This window comes from Variovorax sp. RA8 (assembly GCF_901827175.1).
Lineage (GTDB): Bacteria > Pseudomonadota > Gammaproteobacteria > Burkholderiales > Burkholderiaceae_C > Variovorax.
On sequence record NZ_LR594662.1, the window covers coordinates 2,412,114 to 2,430,991 of the forward strand.

Consider the following 18,878-nt stretch of genomic DNA (forward strand, 5'->3'; position numbering starts at 1 on the left):
TGCCGCTTCGCCTCAGACGTAGGCCGGGCCGTCGATCACCGGGTGTGCACGCAGGAAGTCCTCGTCGACCTCGATGCCCAGGCCCGGGGCTTCCGGCGGATGCACGCAGCCGTCGGCGTCGAGCAGATCGGGCCGGTTCGTGAGGTGGTCGCGGAACAGGTTCTCCGCCGCCACGTCGGCTTCGAAGAAGCCACCGTTGTCGATCGCGCAGAGCAGGTGGATGTTGGCGGCCATGTTGAGGCCGCTGGCCAGCGTGTGGGGATGGATCGGCAGCTTCCACGCAGAGGCCATGGCCGCGATGCGCAGCCCTTCGGTGATGCCACCGGTCTTTGACAGGTCGGGCTGCAGGATGCGAATCGCACCGTCCTCGATCAGGCGATTGAACTCGAAGCGCGTGTAGTGGTTCTCGCCCGCCGCCAGAGGCAGCGCGCCAAAGCTGCGCGCTTCGCGATAGCTGCGGTGGTCGTGGGAAGGGAAGGGCTCTTCGAGCCACAGCACCTCGTTGGCCTCGAGCGCCGGCATCACGCGGCGCACGTCCTCGACCGTATAGCCGGTGTTGGCGTCCACCATCACGCCGAGATCGCGGCCGAAGGCGGCGCGAATCGCCTCCAGCCGCGCCAGATCGCGCTCGACGCTGTCACCGAACCGCAGCTTCACCGTGCGGTAGCCTTGCTCGCGAAGCCCGCGCGCCTCGTCCACCAGCGCCTCGGGCACCTGGAAGCCCAGCGATATGCCGCCGGCATAGGCCGGGATCGCACGCGCCGCGCCGCCCAGCAGCTTGTACAGAGGCCAGCCCACCGCCTTGCCGCGGATGTCCCACAGCGCCTGGTCGATGCCGCTCATCGCGAGTGCGCAGGCTGAGCCCATGCCATGGCTCACCAGCTGCCGCGAGTAGATGCGCGACCACACGCCCACCACGTTGCTGCAATCCATGCCGACCACGAGCTGGCGCAGCGTGGTGTTGATCAGAAGTGCGATCGCCCCGGGGCAACGGCCATGATGTGATTCGCCCCAGCCCACCAGCCCGCCTTCGGTGGTGACCTTGACCACCACGGCGTCGCGCTTGACTGCGCGGCCGATACCCAGGGTCACGCCGTGCGTGACCGGAAACGAAGTGGCGAAGCCTTCGATCGATGCGATGCGCAGATCGCTGTTTGCTGAACTCATGGAGTTGCCTCTTTCTGGAGACCGGCGGACGGGCCGGTCCAGCGGCGTCGCCGCGGCCAGACCTCGGGATTGACCAGGTGGTCGGGCGGTGTGCCCGCCACCAGTTGGAAGACCTGTCGCACCGCCTCGAGGCTCATGCGGTCCACGCTTTCGCGCGTGAGCGCGGCTGCGTGCGGTGTCAGGATCACGTTGTCGAGTGCGAGAAAGGGATGGTCGCGCGCAAGCGGCTGCCGGCTGAACACATCGATCGCCGCGCCGCGCACTCGGCCCTCGGCCAATGCCCGGGCCAGCGCAGCCTCGTCGGTGACCTCACCGCGTGCTGCATTGACGAGGAAGGCCGAGGGCTTCATTCGCGCCAGGCGGGCGGCGTCAAAGAGATGCGTGGTCTCGGGCGTCAGCGGGCAGTGCAGCGACACGAAGTCGCTCGCATCCAGCAGGTCGTTCAACTCGGCGCGCTCCACAAACTCGGGCAAGGCGCGCGTCGAGGGCTGATAGCCGAGCACACGCATGCCGAAGCCGTAATGGCAGATGCGGGCCAACGCCGTGCCGATGGCGCCGACGCCGACGATGCCTACGGTTTTGCCAGCGAGCTCGCCCGCGCCGGCGCAATGCCCGCGCGCCGCCGCCCAGCCCTGCGTACGTAGATCGCGGTCCATGGCGCCGAACCGGCGCGCCAGCGCTATGAAGCTGCCGACGCAGTATTCGGCCACCGACTGCGCGTTCGCACCGGGTACGTTGGCCACCGGGATGTTCTGCGCGGTCGCGGCGGCGACAGGGATCATGTCGAGTCCAGCGCCGTGTCGCACGACGCCGATGAGGCGGTGCGGGCGCTCGAACAGGTCCGCAGGCAAATGGGTACGCACCACCAGCACGTCGGCGTCGCCGACCATGCCGCGCATCGTTTCGGCATCTGGGTTGGGCGCCACGACGATGTCGGCGGCGGCGCTGAGCATGTGCTGGCCTGCCGCCGACAAGGGCAGGGTGCACAGGACGACCGCTCTGCCCATCTCAGCGGACCCGGTAGCGGTCGAGCACCGTCCGGTCGACGTCGATGCCCAGGCCCGGACCGGTGGGCACGGTGACAACGCCACCCTCGTGCGTGAGCTTGGTGCGACTCAGTTCGTCGCGAAACGGATTGAAGGTCTGCTCGTATTCGAGCATGGGCGGCACCGGCACGAGGCACGGCGGGCTGTCCGGAAGGGACGCCAGGAAGTGCATCGTCGCGGCAAGCCCGATGGCCGTTCCCCAGCAATGCGGAACGCACTGCACCGAGTGGGCCTGCGCCAGCGCGGCGATCTTCTTGGCTTCGGTGATGCCACCGGCCGCGCAGACGCTGGGCTGCACGATGTCCATGGCGCGCTTCTCAAGGATGGCGCGGAAGCTGTACTTCGCGAATTCGTTCTCGCCGCCGGCCACGGCCATGTCCAGTCGGCGCGAGACCTCGACGTAGCCGTCGAGATCCTCGGGGGAAATGGGCTCCTCGAACCAGTAGACACCCAGCTTTTCAAGTTCGCGACCCATGTTGATGGCCTGCGGCACATTGAAGCTGTGGTTTGCATCCACCATCAGCTTGATGTCGTTGCCGATGGCGTCGCGCACCGCGGCCACGCGATCGATGTCGCGGATCAGCGATCCCAGGCCGATCTTCATCTTGATGGCGGTGAAGCCTTCGGCCACGTAGCCACGCGCTTCCTCGACCGCCTCCTCGTTGAGGCGGTCCATGTTCTTGAAGTACAGGCCCGTCGCATAGGCTTGCAGTTTCGGACGGAAGCAGCCGCCGATCAGCTTGTGAATGGGCTTGTTGACGGCCTTGCCGACGATGTCCCACAGCGCGATGTCGATGCCGCTGATGGAGCAGATCGTCATGCCGGTCAAGCCATAGTCCTTCACCTTGTTGTAGAGCGCCTCCCAGATCACTTCGACATCGAAGGGGTCGCGCCCGATCAGCGAGGGCTTGAGCAGGGTATCAACGATGGTCTTGTTGACCGCCGCCGGCCCGTAGCAGTCGCCCCAGCCGGTGATCCCCTCATCGGTGACGATCTCGACGACCAAAGCGCCTTTGGTCTTGTAGTACCAGCCGCGCGCGGAGGTGAAGGGTTCGTCTACGTCGACGACGAGCTGGTGGGTGATGACATCGGTGATTTTCATGATGATTCGGATGGTCGATTCAATAGGCGGGGCATTTGGCCCACGGGGAAAACGCGGCCGGCACGAGGATCTTGTTTTCCTGCTGCAGCACCAGGGGCTGCACTTTCACCGCGTACGCCTTCCAGCGCTCGTCGGCCAGCAGGGTGGCGCGTCGCGACGCGCGGTCCTCCATGCTCTCGTAGGCCCACAGGTGCACCACCTGATTCAGCGTGCCGAGTTCGGTCGTGAAGTAGCCCAGCATCTTGCCCAGGATCGGCCGCTGGATGGCCAGGCCCTCGGCTTCGTACATGCGCACGTACTCCGCGGCCTTGCCGCAGTAGCAGGTGTAGATGCGCTCTTCGACAAGCATAACTATGGTCCTATATAGTAATAGTGGAATGATAGACTTCGGCCCACACTCATGTCAATGACGCGGCGAGCTCCGCGATGAATCGAAGAACAAGCCATGAACGACAAGACAAGGAAGAGCATCCTCCCCAGCCCCAGCCTGGGGAGCTTCCGGCAACAAGGCGTTCCCAAATACCTGCAGCTGCGCACTGCGTTGGCGCGGCAGATTTCGGGGGGCGAATGGGAGGCGGGCGGCAAGCTGCCGCCCGAGGAGAAGCTCGTGACCATGTCGGGCCTGAGTCTGGGCACCGTGCAGCGCGCGCTGCGGCTTCTGGTGGACGACGGGCTGCTGGTACGCAAGCAGGGCATGGGCACGTTCGTGGCCGCGGGATCCGCGCCGATGAACGCGCCCTTCTACCACTGTCGGTTCGTCGACGACAGCGGGGAACTGCTCACGCTGTATTCAAAGGTGCTCCGTCGCGCCAAAGCCCCCGCCACCGGGCCCTGGTCGGCACACATCGGCGGCGCCCAGGTGCAGTGCATCGAGCGCTTGTTCTCGATCGCGAACGAATTCTCGATCTACGTGAACCTGTACTTCGATCCCGAGCGCTTGCCGATATTGAGCACGCTGCCGCTGGAGCAGTTGAACGGCGTCAACTTCAAGGGATTGCTATCGCGCGAGTTCCAGTTGCCGGTGACGCGCTTCGCGGAGAACCTGTCAGTCCGTTTTTTCCCGGATGCCGTCTGCAAAGCCATCAAGGTGCCGCGGCGGACATCGGGTGGCGTGATGGAAATCGTGGCCTATGACAGCGGCGGCCAGGCGGTCTATTTCCAGGAGCTGTACATCCCGCCGAACTCGCGGCGCCTGCTGGTCTCTCCCTGAGAGAACCGACGCAGAGCCACTGCACCGTACTGTGCGGCTGGCGAGCACTGTTTTCATCGTTCCCATTACGAAAACTTCGCGCGGACTGCATCGAAGGCAGCCGGGCCGCCAGAGCATTGTGCGCCCGGCTCTGTCTACCAGCGGATCGCGAACCGTTCGAGCCAAGACCGCCGGCGGCTGTCTCACGACCAGAAGCATTGGGTCCGGGCCTCATCGCGCGGCCCTTCGCCTCCATGGTGGCGGTGCAAGAGATTGGCGCAGCATCGCCAGAAAGGCCGTAGCCCGCGCACTTCGCCCGAAGCGGGTGCCCAGCATGGCGACGACGTCGGCGGCAGGAACCTCCCAGCTCGCAAGCACCCGTTTGAGCCGACCGGCTGTCAGATCGGCAGCGACATTCCACTCCGACCGGATCGCGACACCCCGCCCCGCCACCGCCCAGTCTCGCACCACCGCGCCGTCATTGCTGCACATGGTAGGACGGATCCGGACGGTCTCCGGCTCGCGCGAAGCGTGCACGAAGCGCCACAGCGTCACGTCTTCGTCATTCTCCCTCACCACCAGACACCGATGCCGCAGCAAGTCCGAAGGCGACTGAATCGGCGAAGCACTGGCGAGATAGTCCGGGCTGGGGCAGAGGATGCGTCGGTTCGGTGCCAGCGTCGTGACGATCTGGTTCTGGGCACCAGGCGGTCCGATGTGGACAATGACGTCACTGCTCTCCACCAGGTGCGCGCCGGGGTGGTCGGCAAGGTCGAGGGTGACCGTCACGCCCGGATGCGCTTTTGCAAACGCGTCGACCACGGGTGCGACATGCAGCCGGCCGAACCCATGCGGCGCGGCGATGCGCAGATGCCCGCTGACCGCCTTCTTGCGATTGGCCAGCGCCTCGGACAGCGCCTCCATCGCGTCGGCCACGATCGTTCCGTGCGATGCGACCAGATCCCCTTCGTCGGTGAGGACCATCCTGCGGCCGGACCGGTCGATCAGCCGGATGCCGATCCGCGCTTCCAGCGCTTGCAGGCGCTGGGTGACGGCCGGGGGCGTGACATCCATCTTCCGGGCAGCTTCAGCGAGCGACGCGGACTTGGCCAGCACGTTGAAGAAGCGCAGATCCTCGGAGCTGATCATTTAGTGGAGCCTTAACTCGCAATGCAGGTTCGATAAATTGTAGGTTCAGTCGATCAGGCGCAACATCCGGTCATCTCACTTGGTCGGTGCCGGTCCGCATGCAGCAGGCCTTATCGGACAAGTGCAACTGGAGCAAGACATTGGACCAGGCCATCGCCATGAAGCAGGCGCAATCGGCGATCGGGGCGCAGCGAGCACAGCGAAGGTGGGGGCGGACATGAGCGGCGAGCAGTTCGTGACTGGCATCGACGTGGCGCAGATCCCCTTTGCCACGGAACACCTGGCAGGCGCCCTTGAGCTTTCGCAGGAGATGTTGTGGCCCTATCGGCTCGAGGACTGGGGCTTCGCGCTCGAGCTCGGCCAGGGCTTCGTGCTCCGCAACGGCGCCGGCACGGTGATCGCGACTGCGGCCTGGTGGGCCTACGGCGAGGACCATGCTTCAGCCGGGATGATCATCGTCGCCAAGGCTGCGCAAGGCCGTGGCCACGGTGCCAGGCTGATGGACGCGCTGCTGGCAGCGGCGCACCCGCGGACCATCACGCTGAACTCGACGGCCGAAGGTCTGGCGCTTTATGAAAGGCGCGGCTTTGTCCGCATCGGCGTCATCCAACAGCATCAAGGCGTTCCCGACGAGCGCCACCAGGCGCCCCCGGCCAGTCTGGTCAGGCCGATGGCGCCATCGGATGTCGAGGCGGTCGCGCGTCTGGACCGTCAGGCCACGGGCTGGGCCCGGCGGCAGATGCTGGATCGGCTCATCCAGGCTGGTGACGGCCACGTGCTCGTGCGCGACGGCGAGCCGCGCGGCTTTGCCGTTTCACGCCGGTTCGGTCGCGGGCACGTCATCGGTCCCGTGGTCGCCGAAGGTGCGGCCGATGCGCGCGCCTTGATCGAAGCCGCGCTCGCGCCACTCGGCAAGGTTTTTGTCCGCATCGACACCGCTGCCACTTCGCAACTCGGGGACTGGCTCGAAAGCATCGGCCTGCGCCAGGTCGGTGACGCCACCACCATGGTCAAGGGGCCGCACATCCCGCCGGCGGGGCCAGCGCGCATGTTCGCGCTGGCCAACCAGTCGTTCAACTAGGAAACATCACGATGCCGCGCTCGATGACGCCGGAAAGGCCGCTATGAAGCTGACCTCGTATTGGCTGGACACCTCGGAGCCTTTCCGCAACGCCACTGCAGGACCGGTGCACGGCAGCTGCGACGTCGCGGTGATCGGCGGCGGCCTGACCGGCTGTTCGGCTGCGCTGGCGCTTGCCAGGAAGGGTGCACGCATCGTGCTCCTGGAAGCCGAGACCATCGGGCACGCCGCCTCCGGTCGCAACGGCGGCATGTGCAACAACGGCTTTGCCCAGGACTACGGCACGATGTCGGCCAAACTCGGCAAGGAAGTCGCCGACCGGCTCTATCGGGCATTCGACGCCGGAGTCAATACGGTCGAGCGCCTGGTGGCGGAAGAGAAGATCGACTGCAGCTTCGCGCGCGTTGGCAAGATCAAGCTCGCGGCCAAGCCCGAGCACTACGACAAGCTGGCGCGCAGTCAGGAACTGCTGGCGGCCAACGTCGACCCCGACACGGAGATGGTCAGTCGCGCCGACATTGCCGGCGAGGTGGGGTCGGACCGCTTCCACGGCGGGCTGATTTACCGCAAAGGCGCCGGCATGCATGTCGGGCGCTTCGTCCGCGGCTTGGCGGAGGCGGCAGCGCGGCGTGGCGCGGAGATCCACGAGCAGGCGCCGATGACGGGCCTGCGACCCGCGCCCGGCGGAGGCCACCAGATCGAGACACCGACGGGCCGCCTCTACGCCAAGCAGGTTCTGCTGGCGAGCGGAACCTCGCAGACGGGGCCGCTCGGCTGGATTCGACGTCGCATCGTGCCGGTCGGCGCGTTCCTGATCGTCACCGAGCCCCTGCCGATAGAGATGCTCGATCGGCTGTTGCCGCGGCGCCGGATGGCGGTCGATACCAAGAATCTCGTCAACTACTTCCGAACGACGCCCGACAACCGGCTGCTGTTCGGTGGACGCGCCCGCTTCGCCGTCTCCAACCCGAGCTCCGACGAGAAGAGTGGCGCGATCCTGCAGGCGGCATTGCACGACGTCTTTCCCGACCTTCGCCACGCACGCATCGACTATTGCTGGGGCGGCATGGTCGACATGACGCGTGACCGCCTGCCACGCGCCGGCGAGCGCAACGGCATCTATTACTCGATGGGCTACAGCGGCCACGGCACCCAGATGTCGACCCTGATGGGGACGATCATGGCGGAAGTCATGGACGGGCGTGCCGAACTCAATCCCTGGAAAGACTTCGACTGGCCCGCGATACCAGGCCATGTCGGACCCCCGTGGTTCCTGCCGCTGGTAGGCGCCTACTACCGGCTCAAGGACAAGCTCGCCTGAAGCCGATCTCGCACTCATCGATCGAGGAGACAACCATGAACGAGCACAAGCATCTCGACGGCCTGATCGGCGCCTAGGAAAGCACGCGCCTGATGGGGTAGCTGCAGCGCGGCGCCAGCCGCCGCGACGTGCTGGCGATGCAGGCCGCGACAAGCAGGCCCGGGCACGGCAACGCAGCGAAGGCCCGCGCAAGAAGATGCCAGCGGCGCCCGGACAACCAAATCTTGTGCCGCAGCGCAGACCCACTTCAGCTCCGCGGCGCAGGGGGCGAGCCCTATGCTCATGGCAACCGGCATTGCCGTCATTACTGGAGCTCTTCGACATGTCCCTGCAAGATTTCAAGGTGCTCACCTTCGACGTCGTCGGCACGCTGATCGATTTCGAGGGCGGCATGCTCGCCTACCTGCGCTCCGCGGTGCCCGAGGCCCGCGTAACGGACGATGACTTCCTCGCCAGCTATCGCCGTGCGCGCGCCGACGGCAAGTCCGGCTGGTATCCCGACGATCTGGAGCGCTGCTGGCACGTCGTCGCAGAGAAGCTGGGCCTGCCGGACACCGACGCACTCGCGCAGGGCTTGCGCGATTCGGTGGCGCAATGGCCGGCGTTCCCCGATTCGGTGGAGGCATTGAAGCGCCTGCGCAAGCACTTCAAGCTGGTGACCATGACCAACGCGCAGCACTGGGCGCTGGCGCACTTCGACAAGACCCTGGGCTCGCCCTTCGACATGCTGCTGAGCTGCGACGACGCGCTGTGCGAGAAGCCCGACCCGCGCTACTTCGCCTACGCCCGCGGCCGTGTCGAGGGCGCCTGGGGCTACAGGCAGGCCGACAACCTGCACGTCGCGCAAAGCCAGTACCACGACATCGGCGTATCGAAGCAACTGGGCATCGCCACCTGCTGGATCGAGCGGCGCCATGGGCAGAAGGGCTCCGGCGGCACGCTCGAATCCGAGCACACCGTGCCCGACTACCACTTCCACACGCTGGCTGCCCTGGCCGACGCTGTCGAGGCCGGGCGTTGAGCCTGAACGCGATCGCGGCGCCGGTCGCCGACCTGCTGCCGGAGCTGGTCGCGCTGCGCCGCGACCTGCACGCGCATCCGGAGCTCGCCTTCGCTGAACGGCGCACTGCGGGCGTGGCGGCCCAGGCGCTGCGCCTGCTCGGGCTGGAGGTGCATGAAGGCCTGGGCGGTACCGGCGTGGTGGGCACGCTGCGCTGCGGCAGCGGTCCGCGAAGCGTGGGCCTGCGCGCCGACATGGACGCGCTGCCGATGGTCGAGCTGGGGCGCGCCGCTCACAAGAGCCGCACGCAGGGCGTTCACCACGGCTGCGGCCATGACGGCCACACCAGCATGCTGATCGGCGCCGCGCGCCAGCTGGCACGCACGCGGCGCTTCGACGGCACGGTGCACTTCATCTTCCAACCCGCCGAGGAAGGCAAGGGTGGTGCGCGCGCCATGATCGAGGACGGCCTGTTCGAGCGCTTCCCCTGCGACAGCGTCTACGCGCTGCACAACTGGCCCGACCTGCCGCTCGGCAGCGCGCAGACGCGGGCCGGCCCGATCATGGCGGCGGCCGACCGCTTCGACATCGTGCTGCGAGGCCGCGGCGGCCACGCGGCGCAGCCGCATCACACGCCCGACACCATCCTCGCGGCGAGCCAGCTCATCGCGCAGCTGCACACCATCGTCGCGCGGCGCATCGATCCGGGCGAGTCGGCGGTGCTCTCGGTCACCCGCATCGAGGGCGGGCACAGCCACAACGTCCTGCCGGCGGAGGTCTCGATCACCGGCACCGTGCGCAGCTTCGATCCTGCTTCGCAGGACCGCATCGAGGCCGCGCTGCGCACCACCATCGATGGCGTGGCGCTGGCGAGCGGCGTGCAGGCCGAGCTGCGCTATGTGCGCTACTACCCCGCCACCCTCAACACGCCCGACGAAGCTGCGCTCGCGCTCGCCGCGGCCCGGGCGGTCGGCCTGCAGGCAGACACCGCGCCGCGCGCGGCCTTCACGTCGGAAGACTTCGCCTTCATGCTACGGCGCCGCCCGGGCGCCTACCTTTGGCTGGGCCAGGGCCGGGCCGACCCAGGGCCGGACGGGGAGCGCGCGCTGCACCATCCCTGCTATGACTTCAACGACGACGCGCTGGGGCTGGGCGTGCGCTGGCTGTGCGAAGTCGCCGAGCGTGCGCTAGCGCAGTGAGCAGCTCGACCTTCAGCTTCCACGCTGGAACGCGAGCATCACCGCGCTGCACCCATCTCGGTCAGCGCTGGTTGGGGAACAACCGTTCGATCGGACAGTGCGTCTTGATGAACGGCGACTTGATCACGATGTAGCTGAAGTACTTCGCGATGCCGATGTTGCGTTCGAGCAGCTCCTCGATCACTTCCTGGTAGTGGTTGACGCCGCGCGTCAGGAAGCGCAGCAGGTAGTCGTAGCCGCCGCTCACCAAGTGGCATTCGAGCACCTCGTCGACGTCGCGGATCGCGGCCTCGAATCGCACGAAGTCCTCGCGATGGTGATCCTGCAGCGTGACTTCGGTGAACACGGTCAGCGTGTCGCCCAGTTTCTCCAGCCGCAGGTGCGCCCCGTAGCCGGCGATGTAGCCGGCCTGCTCGAGCCGCTTGACGCGGATCAGGCAGGGGCTCGGCGACAAGCCCACCGCATCGGCCAGGTCGACGTTGGTCATGCGGCCGTTCTTTTGCAATTGGGCGAGGATGCGCAGGTCGAGCCGATCGATCTTGAATGCTTCTGACATGGGTTTGCCGATGAACGCGGAGAGCCCGATTCTGCGTCTGCCGCGCCGCGCCGAGCCCGGTGTTCTCCCTTGCCCGCCTCAGTCCGCCAGTGCGGCGCGGACGTCGGGCGCCTGGAGCACCTCGTCGAGCGTCTTTCGCAACCGCACGAACACCCGCGCGAACTCGTCCTCGGTGAAGGTGAGCGCCGGCGCGAAACCGAGGATGTGATCGCCGAAGGAGCGGAACACCAGCCCGTTGCGGTAGCCCGCGGCGAAGATGCGGTCCGACAACCCGAGCGCTGCGTCGAAGCCGCGCTTGCTCGCCTTGTCGCTCACCAGCTCCAGCGCACCCAGCAGGCCGCGATGGCGCGCATCGCCCACCAGCGGGTGCTCGCACAGCGCGTCCAGACCGGCCGCGAAATGCACTGCGCCGCGCTGGCCGTTGGCGAGCACGCCGCCCTCCTGGTAAAGCCGCAGCACCTCGAGCGCGACCGCGGCGCTGACCGGGTGCGCCGAATAAGTGGCGCCATGGCCGATCGGCGCGCCGGCCGGCGCACCATCGGCAATCCCCGCATAGACCTGCTCCGACATCAGCGTGGCGCCCATCGGCGCATAGCCGGCGGTCAGGCCTTTGGCCACGGTCATGAGGTCGGGCTCCACGCCCTCCGCCTCGCACGCGAACATGGGGCCGGTGCGGCCGAAGCCGGTGATGACCTCGTCCACCACGAAGAGAATGTCCAGCTCGCGCGCGGCCTCGCGCATGGCCTTCAGCCAGCCCTTGGGCGGCACGATCACGCCGCCCGAGCCCTGGATAGGCTCGCAGAAGAAGGCCGCCACGTTGTGCGCGCCCAGCGCCTCGACCTTGGCGCGCAGCGACGCCACCGACGCCGCGATCAGCCCCTGTGGATCGGCACCGTCCGCATGGCGGTACGGGTTGGGCGAGGGGATGTAGTGCTGCGTGGGCAGCGGCAGATCGAAGCCGCGGTGGAAGGCCGGCAGGGCGGTCAGGCCTGCGCCGGTGGACGAGGAGCCGTGGTAGCCGCGCTCCAGCGCGATGAACTGCTTCTTCGACGGTTTGCCGATCGCGTTGTAGTACTGCACGATGAAGCGCACCGCGGCATCGACCGAGTCGGAGCCGCCCAGCGTGAAGTACACGCGAGTCAGCGAGGCGGGTGTGATCTGCACCAGCTTCTCCGCCAGGCGGATGGCAGGCTCGCTGCTGAAATGGAAGTAGCCCGTGGCATACGGCAGCCGCCGCATCTGCTCGGCGGCGGCCTGCACGACGCTCTCCTGCCCATAGCCCACGTTCACGCACCACAGGCCCGCGAAGGCGTCGAGCAGCTCGTGGCCGTTGGCATCGGTCAGCCACGCGCCGCGGCCCGAGGCGAGCACGGTGGGGCCGCGCTCCTCGTGCACGCGCCAGGGCGAGACAGGGTGGATGAGGTGGGCGCGGTCGATCGCGTCGAGCGCGGCCTTGCTAGGCAATGCGGTGGGGTGTGTCATGGGCGGGCGTCGGTTGGCCTTTGGATGTCCAGAGCTTAGGCCGCGTGTCCCTCATGAGGGTGCTGCATTGAACGCCTTGTGCAAAGCAGGCTGCGGTTGTGCGCGTCGCGACAGCAGATCCTGCCGTGGCGCGCAAGGCGCCTCAATACCCCCGCGTGCGATCGACGAGCCCGATCATCGGCTCGCCGCGCTCGAAGCGCCGCAGGTTGTCCAACACCACCTCCGCTGCGCTCAATGGCTGCGTCATGCTCGCGATGTGCGGCGTGAGCTGGATGTTGGGGTGGCGCCAGAAGGCATGTGCCGGCGGCAGCGGCTCGGGGTCGGTCACGTCGAGCACGGCATCGCCGATCCGGCCGCTGGCCAGCGCGGCCAGCAGGTCGGCATCCACGAGTTGCGGGCCGCGGCCGACGTGCACCAGGCCCGCGCCTTCGGGCAGCATCGAGAACAGCCGAGCGTCCAGAAAGGCGCGCGTCGACTCGGTCAGCGGCAGTAGGCACACGAGAATGTCGGTGCGCGCGAGAAAGGCCGGCAGCTCGTCGGCGCCGGCATGGCAGCTCACGCCCTCGACCGCATGCCGCGAGCGGCTCCAGCCTGCGCAGTCGAAGCCCAGGCCGACCAGCTGCGCCAGCACCGCCTGGCCGAGCGAGCCGAGCCCCAACACTCCCACGCGCCGCTCGCCAGCGGGCCGCACGGGCAGGGGGCACCACCGAGCCTCCTGCTGCTGGCGCCGGTAGCGCGGCATGTCCCGATGCAGGCCGAGCACCGCGTGCGTCACGTACTCGACCATGCCGCGCACGATGCCGGGCTCCACCATGCGCACCACCGGCAACGCGGCGGGCAGCGCGGCGAAGTCGAACTGGTCGACGCCGGCGCCCGAGGAAAACAACACCTCGAGATGGGGGAAGCGCACGTCCAGCTCTTCGGGCGGCTCCCAGGCCGCAAGGAAGCGCACCCGCGCCGCGTCGCCGATGTCGGGCCAGATGCGGAAATCGATCTCCGGCGCCCGGCGCCGGAACACCTCGGCCCACTGGCGGCCTCGCACCGGGTCGGACTTGTAGAGGAAGGTGGTCGTGTTCATTGCCTGCTCCCTCAACCCACGGCCTGAGTCACGATGGCGAACAGGACCGGGCCTTCCGTCGGCACGGCGAGCGGCTTGCCGCGCACCATCGTCGTCGGCGCATCCACGCACAGCAGGCCGGTGCTCTCGAGCCATTCGCTCAGTCCGCTCGCGAAGTCGATGTCGATGCGCGTGAAGTGCCCGGCGTTCTGGCTGGCGAGGTGCGCGATCATCGCTTTCGCGCTTTCGCAGTCGGGGGCGACCACCGGGCCGATCGCATGGCCGCGGCCGAAGCGGCGCAGCATCGCGAAGCCGTGCGGCGCGTTGTCCTGGTCGAGCACCACGCAGGCATCGGCGCTGCCGAGCAGCTCGGCGATGAGCGCATCGCGCGGCATGCCGCGCGCCGCGGCGTCGAGCGCCTGCAGCGCCGCCGCTTCGTTCAGGCCCGCGGGGCGCAGGCGCCGGCCTGGCCGCAGCGCGACCAGCGGCGCGGTTTGCGCGACGCCCTGATGCTGGCGCAGCTCGCCGGTAGGCACGAAGCCGAGCCGCTCATACAGTGGGCGGCCTTCGGGAGTGGCATGCAGCAGCACGGTGTGTTCGTCGAGGCCCTTGAGCAGCGCGCTCATCATCCGGTGCCCGATGCGTCGTCCCCGGCTGGCCGGCGCCACGATCACGAGGCCGATGGTCGCGTGGCGCGCGCCCCAGCGCCAACGCTGCGCGGTGCCCACGATTTCGCCGTCGCACTCGACGACGATGCCCTCGGCATGCGCGAACGCCTGCGCCCAGTCGGCCGGGCGGTGCGGCCAGCGCAGCTGCGCCGACAGCGCTTGCGCAGACGGCAGGTCGTCGGTCGTCATCGGTCTCAGCACCACGTCGTCTGCGGTGGGTGCATCCAGGGCGCGATCAGGCATGGGCAGGCTCATTTCAGCGAAGGGAAAACGCCTTCATCTTGGACGACTTCGACGGCCCGCACCAGACCGAAGTCGCGCTCTCGGGCAACTTGCAAGCTTCGCCTGCAAAGCGTGCCTGTTTTGCAATTCGCTGCGGCGCTGGGGCTGCTTACGCATACAAATGCCGGGGCGGTCTCCCGGCATCGCGCCGCGCTGGCTTCTGCACCTGATTCAGGGCCGACCCGATGCACCGGACCGTGCAAGCAGATTGCGCTTTGCCGGCCGCCAATCGCGCATTTGCCACCGTTTTCGGCATCGGTTTCGGCACCAATGCGGGGGTGCCCAAACATAGCATCAGGGCCGTGTTCCACCCTCCTGAGAGTTCATATCCCATGTCCAAAAATCTGCTTATCAACTTCAACTTCGACCAGCTCGGCGATGCGCGCGAATACCGCCCGCCGGCAGAGCGCGTCATCGAAGGCGACATCGTGTGCCGCAACTGGGACATCGACAGCGCCAAGGACGACAAGGTGCGCGCCGGCGTGTGGGAGTCGACGCCCGGCGTCAACCGCTCCATCAAGGGCGAGACCTGGGAGTTCTGTCTGATCCTGGCCGGCGTGGTCGAGCTCACCGAGGACGGACAGCCCCCAGTGACCTACAGGGCAGGGGACTGCTTCATCATGAAGCCGGGCTATACCGGCACCTGGCGCACCCTCGAAACCGTGCGCAAGGTATGGATCATGGCCTGAGCATGGCGCAGCCGCTGCCGCTTCAAATGCGTGCGTCGCAGCGACGCACCGAGGTGCGTGGCTGCACACGCAAGGGGCAGACCGCACGGCATGCCGCCGCACCCCCTCCAAACCGCAGCTTCCGCGCGCCGGGTGCCGCATTTCCCTACAACCGCGACGCGAACGCATGCTGCAATCACGTCGTAATGAGCTTGTCATTCAAGGAACCGAGACCATCATGACCTTCCATCCCAAGTACATCACCTTCGACTGCTACGGCACCCTCACGCGTTTTCGCATGGGCGACCTGGCGCGCGACATGTTCGCCGACCGGATCCCCGCCGAGCAGATGGAGCAGTTCATCGCCGACTTCACTGCCTACCGCTTCGATGAAGTGCTGGGCGACTGGCAGCCGTACGAAGTGGTGCTGAAGAACGCGGTGCGGCGCCTGTGCAAGAAGTGGAAGATCCAGTACCTCGATCACGAGGCGCAGAAGTACTACGACGCGGTGCCGACCTGGACCCCGCACGCGGACGTGCCGGCCGGGCTGTCCAAGATCGCCAACGAGATCCCGCTGGTGATCCTCTCGAACGCATCGGACGACCAGATCCAGAAGAACGTGGCGCTGCTCGGCGCGCCTTTCCACCGCGTCTACACCGCGCAGCAGGCCCAGGCCTACAAGCCGCGGCTCAAGGCCTTCGAGTACATGCTCGACTCGCTGGGCTGCAACCCCGAAGACGTGCTGCACGTGTCCTCCAGCCTGCGCTACGACCTGATGTCGGCGGACGACCTGGGCATCGTCAACAAGGTGTTCGTCAACCGCGGCCATGGGCCCGGCAACCCGGCCTACCGCTACGTCGAGATCAAGGACATCGGCGGCCTGCCGGGCGTCGTCGGTCTCTGAATTCTGCGAGCGCACCACGCCATGAAGCTTGACTCCTACTGGACCGATTCGGCGCCCGCCTTCGCTGCGCTGGCGCGCGAGCTGCCGGCGCAGGCCGACGTCGCGATCGTGGGCGGCGGCTTCACGGGCCTGTCTGCGGCGCTGGCCCTGGCCAGGCGCGGCGCCAAGGTGGCGGTGCTCGAGGCCGGCGGGCGTGTGGCCGCCGAGGCCTCGGGGCGCAATGGCGGCCACGTCAACAACGGACTCGCCGTGGACTACGCCGAGGTGGCGGCCAAGTTCGGCGCCGAGCGCGCACGCGCCTGGTACCGCGCCTACGACGATGCGGTGGACACGGTGGAACGGCTGGTGCGCGACGAGGCCATCGACTGCGACTTCCTGCGCAACGGCAAGCTCAAGTTGGCCACGCGGCCGGGCCATATGGCCGCGCTCGAGCGCAGCGCCGGGCGCCTGATCGGCGACGGCGTCGATACCGACGTCGAGATCCTCGACGCGGCGCGCGTGCGGGCCGAAGTGCAGAGCGACCAGTTCCAGGGAGGGCTGCTCTACAGGCGCAGCGGCCAGATGCACATGGGCCGCTTCGCCCAGGGCCTGGCGGCCGCGGCCGAGCGCAACGGCGCGCAGATCCATCTCGGAACCGGGGTGCAGCGCATCGAGCGCCTGGACCGCGGCCATGCGCACCGGCTCCACACCCGGCGCGGCACCGTCACCGCCCAACAGGTGCTGCTGGCCACCGGCGCGACGCGCCACGGCGGCTACGGCAGCTTCGGCTGGCTGCGCCGGCGCATCGTGCCGATCGGCAGCTTCATCGTCGTCACCGAGCCACTGGGCGCCGAGCGCGCCCAGGCCCTGCTCGCGGGCCGGCGCACCTACGTCACGGTGGCGAACATCCACCACTACTTCCGGCTCACCACGGACCATCGCCTGGTCTTCGGCGGGCGGGCGCGCTTCGCGATCTCCAGCCCGCAATCGGACGCCGCCAGCGGCGAAATCCTGCGCGCAGGGCTTGCCAGGATCTTCCCGCAGCTCGGCAACGTGCGGCTGGACTACTGCTGGGGCGGCCTGGTCGACATCACCCAGGACCGCCTGCCGCATGCCGGCGAGCGCGAGGGCCTGTACTACGCGATGGGCTACAGCGGCCACGGCACGCAGATGTCGGTGCACATGGGCCAGCGCATGGCAGCCGTGATGGCCGGCGATGCGAGCGCCAACCCGTGGCGCGACCACGACTGGCCCGCCATCCCCGGCCACTTCGGCCCGCCCTGGTTCCTGCCGGCGGTCGGCCTGTACTACACGCTCAAGGACCGCCTGGCCGCCTGAGCACCCTTCTTCATTGACCACCAAGAGGAGATGACCCCATGAACAGCACCAGCAACCAGAGCTTCGAGCAGCTTGTCGGTCCCGGCGAAAGCCTCCGCGTGATGGATTCGCTCAAGCGCGGCGCCACGCGGCGAGACATCCTCGCCATGCTGATGGCCGGCGGCATGCAGGCCACGCTGGCCGGCGGCATCGCCGGCGCGGCGATGTCCGCCCACGCGCAGACGCCGAGGAAGGGCGGGCGCATCCGCGTGGCCGGCGCGACTGCCGCCGCCAACGACACGCTCGACCCGGCCAAGCAGTCGAACCAGACCGACTACGCGCGCTGCAACATGGTCTACAACGGCCTCACCTCGCTGGACGGCAGCCTGACGCCCCAGCCCGCGCTGGCCGAGTCCTTCACCACCAAGGACGCCAAGACCTGGGTCTTCACCCTGCGCCGCGGCGTGGTGTTCCACGACGGCAAGGCGCTCTCGCCGGCCGATGTCGTGTTCTCGGTGATGCGCCACAAGGACCCGGCCACCGCTTCCAAGGCCAAGGTGCTCGCCGACCAGATCGAGAGCATCAAGGCCACGGGCCCGAACGAAGTGACCTTCGTGCTCAGCGCGCCGAACGCCGACCTGCCGGTGATCCTCGGCACCTTCCACTTCCAGATCGTCAAGGAAGGCACGACCGACTTCAACGCCGGCATCGGCACCGGCCCCTACAAGCTCAAGGAATTCAAGCCCGGCGTGCGTTCGGTGGTGGTGCGCAACGACGCCTACTGGAAGCCCGGCAAGCCCTACCTCGACGAGATCGAGTTCGTGGGCATCGGCGACGAGAGCGCACGCGTCAACGCGCTGCTGTCCGGCGGCATGGACCTGGTGGGCTCGGTCAACCCGCGCTCGGTGGAGCGCGTCAAGAGCACGCCCGGCTTTGCCATCTTCACGACGCAGTCGGGCCAATACTCCGACCTGGTGATGCGCAAGGACGTGGGCCCCGGTGCCAATCCGGACTTCGTGCTGGCGATGAAGCACCTGTTCGACCGCGAGCAGATGAAGAAGACCATCGCGCTCGACTACGCGGTGATCGGCAACGACCAGCCCATCGACCCGACCAATCGCTTCTACTTCGCGGGCCTGCCACAGCGCCCCTTCGACCTCGACAAGGCGAAGTTCCACCTGCAGAAGTCCGGCGTCACGGGCAAGGTGCCGGTGGTGGCATCGCCCGCGGCACTGTACTCGGTGGAGATGGCCCTGCTGCTGCAGCAGTCGGCGCAGCGCGCGGGACTGGAGCTCGACATCAAGCGCATGCCGGCGGACGGCTACTGGTCGAACCACTGGCTCAACAGCCACGTCGGCTTCGGCAACGTGAATCCCCGCCCGAGCGCCGACGTGCTGCTGACGCAGTTCTTCCAGTCGGGTGCGGCGTGGAACGAGTCGCGCTGGAAGAGCGAGAAGTTCGACCAGCTGCTGCTGGCCTCGCGCGCCGAGACCGACCTGGCCAAGCGCAAGCAGATGTACGCCGACATGCAGACCATGATCCACCAGGACGCCGGCATCGGTATCCCGCTGTTCCTCGCGAGCATCGATGGCCACACGTCCAAGCTCAAGGGACTCTCGCCGATCCCGCTGGGCGGCCTCATGGGCTACAACTTCGCCGAGAACGTGTGGCTCGAGGCGTGACGGCTGCGCAGCCGCTCGCCTTGTCCCAA

Annotated in this window: 18 protein-coding genes; 9 read left to right on the plus strand and 9 right to left on the minus strand. The window is 67.7% G+C overall.

The annotated features are described in order from the left end of the window. Nucleotides 1-12: 12 nt before the first annotated feature. From E5P3_RS11480 to E5P3_RS11495, 4 genes are read right to left on the minus strand one after another with little or no spacing between them, the layout of a single operon-like run. Nucleotides 13-1,167, minus strand: a complete 1,155-nt coding sequence (locus E5P3_RS11480) for a mandelate racemase/muconate lactonizing enzyme family protein (RefSeq protein ID WP_162586082.1) — start codon at nucleotides 1,165-1,167, stop codon at nucleotides 13-15. Continuing rightward, entirely contained in the window at nucleotides 1,164-2,174 is a 1,011-nt protein-coding gene (locus E5P3_RS11485) for a hydroxyacid dehydrogenase (RefSeq protein WP_269473977.1), read from the minus strand. Before E5P3_RS11485 ends, E5P3_RS11480 begins: the two co-directional genes overlap by 4 nt. Before the next feature lies 1 nt (nucleotide 2,175). After that, the gene (locus E5P3_RS11490) at nucleotides 2,176-3,315 is read right to left on the minus strand and encodes a mandelate racemase/muconate lactonizing enzyme family protein (protein WP_162586084.1); all 1,140 of its coding nucleotides are present in this window, start codon (nucleotides 3,313-3,315) and stop codon (nucleotides 2,176-2,178) included. Between the two features lie 19 nt (nucleotides 3,316-3,334). Further along, nucleotides 3,335-3,664 carry an NIPSNAP family protein gene (locus E5P3_RS11495; RefSeq protein ID WP_162586085.1) on the minus strand — a complete coding sequence of 110 codons (330 nt, stop codon included), beginning with the start codon at nucleotides 3,662-3,664 and terminating at the stop codon, nucleotides 3,335-3,337. Nucleotides 3,665-3,760: 96 nt separating this feature from the next. Here E5P3_RS11495 and E5P3_RS11500 point away from each other — a divergent pair, with 96 nt between their 5' ends. Beyond that, on the plus strand, nucleotides 3,761-4,525 hold the full coding sequence (locus tag E5P3_RS11500; RefSeq protein WP_162586086.1) for a GntR family transcriptional regulator: 765 nt from the start codon (nucleotides 3,761-3,763) through the stop codon (nucleotides 4,523-4,525). Between the two features lie 210 nt (nucleotides 4,526-4,735). Here E5P3_RS11500 and E5P3_RS11505 read toward each other — a convergent pair whose 3' ends face one another. Continuing rightward, a complete protein-coding gene (locus E5P3_RS11505) occupies nucleotides 4,736-5,653 on the minus strand; it encodes a LysR family transcriptional regulator (RefSeq protein WP_162586087.1) in 918 nt (305 codons plus the stop codon). 217 nt (nucleotides 5,654-5,870) lie between these two features. Between E5P3_RS11505 and E5P3_RS11510 the strand changes: the two genes are divergently transcribed. The 4 genes from E5P3_RS11510 to E5P3_RS11525 all read left to right on the plus strand — a co-directional run bounded on the left by E5P3_RS11510 (nucleotide 5,871) and on the right by E5P3_RS11525 (nucleotide 10,254). Further along, a complete protein-coding gene (locus tag E5P3_RS11510) occupies nucleotides 5,871-6,734 on the plus strand; it encodes a GNAT family N-acetyltransferase (protein WP_197893957.1) in 864 nt (287 codons plus the stop codon). 43 nt (nucleotides 6,735-6,777) lie between these two features. Next, nucleotides 6,778-8,055: an NAD(P)/FAD-dependent oxidoreductase gene (locus tag E5P3_RS11515; protein WP_162586088.1), complete on the plus strand. Its 1,278-nt coding sequence runs from the start codon at nucleotides 6,778-6,780 to the stop codon at nucleotides 8,053-8,055. Nucleotides 8,056-8,377: 322 nt separating this feature from the next. Beyond that, the gene (locus E5P3_RS11520; RefSeq protein WP_162586089.1) at nucleotides 8,378-9,076 is read left to right on the plus strand and encodes an HAD-IA family hydrolase; all 699 of its coding nucleotides are present in this window, start codon (nucleotides 8,378-8,380) and stop codon (nucleotides 9,074-9,076) included. Continuing rightward, a complete protein-coding gene (locus E5P3_RS11525) occupies nucleotides 9,073-10,254 on the plus strand; it encodes an amidohydrolase (protein WP_162586090.1) in 1,182 nt (393 codons plus the stop codon). The genes E5P3_RS11520 and E5P3_RS11525 overlap by 4 nt, the downstream gene beginning before the upstream one ends. A gap of 61 nt (nucleotides 10,255-10,315) precedes the next feature. Here E5P3_RS11525 and E5P3_RS11530 read toward each other — a convergent pair whose 3' ends face one another. The 4 genes from E5P3_RS11530 to E5P3_RS11545 form a co-directional block, all read right to left on the minus strand. Next, nucleotides 10,316-10,810, minus strand: coding sequence for an Lrp/AsnC family transcriptional regulator (locus tag E5P3_RS11530; RefSeq protein WP_162586091.1), 495 nt, complete (start codon nucleotides 10,808-10,810; stop codon nucleotides 10,316-10,318). A 78-nt stretch (nucleotides 10,811-10,888) separates the two neighbouring features. Next, the gene (locus tag E5P3_RS11535; RefSeq protein WP_162586092.1) at nucleotides 10,889-12,292 is read right to left on the minus strand and encodes an aspartate aminotransferase family protein; all 1,404 of its coding nucleotides are present in this window, start codon (nucleotides 12,290-12,292) and stop codon (nucleotides 10,889-10,891) included. A gap of 142 nt (nucleotides 12,293-12,434) precedes the next feature. Continuing rightward, nucleotides 12,435-13,370 carry a 2-hydroxyacid dehydrogenase gene (locus E5P3_RS11540; RefSeq protein WP_162586093.1) on the minus strand — a complete coding sequence of 312 codons (936 nt, stop codon included), beginning with the start codon at nucleotides 13,368-13,370 and terminating at the stop codon, nucleotides 12,435-12,437. 11 nt (nucleotides 13,371-13,381) lie between these two features. After that, a complete protein-coding gene (locus tag E5P3_RS11545) occupies nucleotides 13,382-14,260 on the minus strand; it encodes a GNAT family N-acetyltransferase (RefSeq protein ID WP_162586094.1) in 879 nt (292 codons plus the stop codon). A 371-nt stretch (nucleotides 14,261-14,631) separates the two neighbouring features. Here E5P3_RS11545 and E5P3_RS11550 point away from each other — a divergent pair, with 371 nt between their 5' ends. The 4 genes from E5P3_RS11550 (at nucleotide 14,632) to E5P3_RS11565 (ending at nucleotide 18,849) form a co-directional block, all read left to right on the plus strand. Then, the gene (locus E5P3_RS11550) at nucleotides 14,632-14,988 is read left to right on the plus strand and encodes a cupin domain-containing protein (protein WP_162586095.1); all 357 of its coding nucleotides are present in this window, start codon (nucleotides 14,632-14,634) and stop codon (nucleotides 14,986-14,988) included. Nucleotides 14,989-15,205: 217 nt separating this feature from the next. Next, nucleotides 15,206-15,871, plus strand: a complete 666-nt coding sequence (locus E5P3_RS11555) for a haloacid dehalogenase type II (RefSeq protein WP_162586096.1) — start codon at nucleotides 15,206-15,208, stop codon at nucleotides 15,869-15,871. 21 nt (nucleotides 15,872-15,892) lie between these two features. Beyond that, complete coding sequence (locus E5P3_RS11560; RefSeq protein ID WP_162586097.1) at nucleotides 15,893-17,188, plus strand: NAD(P)/FAD-dependent oxidoreductase; 1,296 nt, start codon at nucleotides 15,893-15,895, stop codon at nucleotides 17,186-17,188. 38 nt (nucleotides 17,189-17,226) lie between these two features. Continuing rightward, the gene (locus tag E5P3_RS11565; RefSeq protein WP_162586098.1) at nucleotides 17,227-18,849 is read left to right on the plus strand and encodes an ABC transporter substrate-binding protein; all 1,623 of its coding nucleotides are present in this window, start codon (nucleotides 17,227-17,229) and stop codon (nucleotides 18,847-18,849) included. Nucleotides 18,850-18,878: the final 29 nt, after the last annotated feature.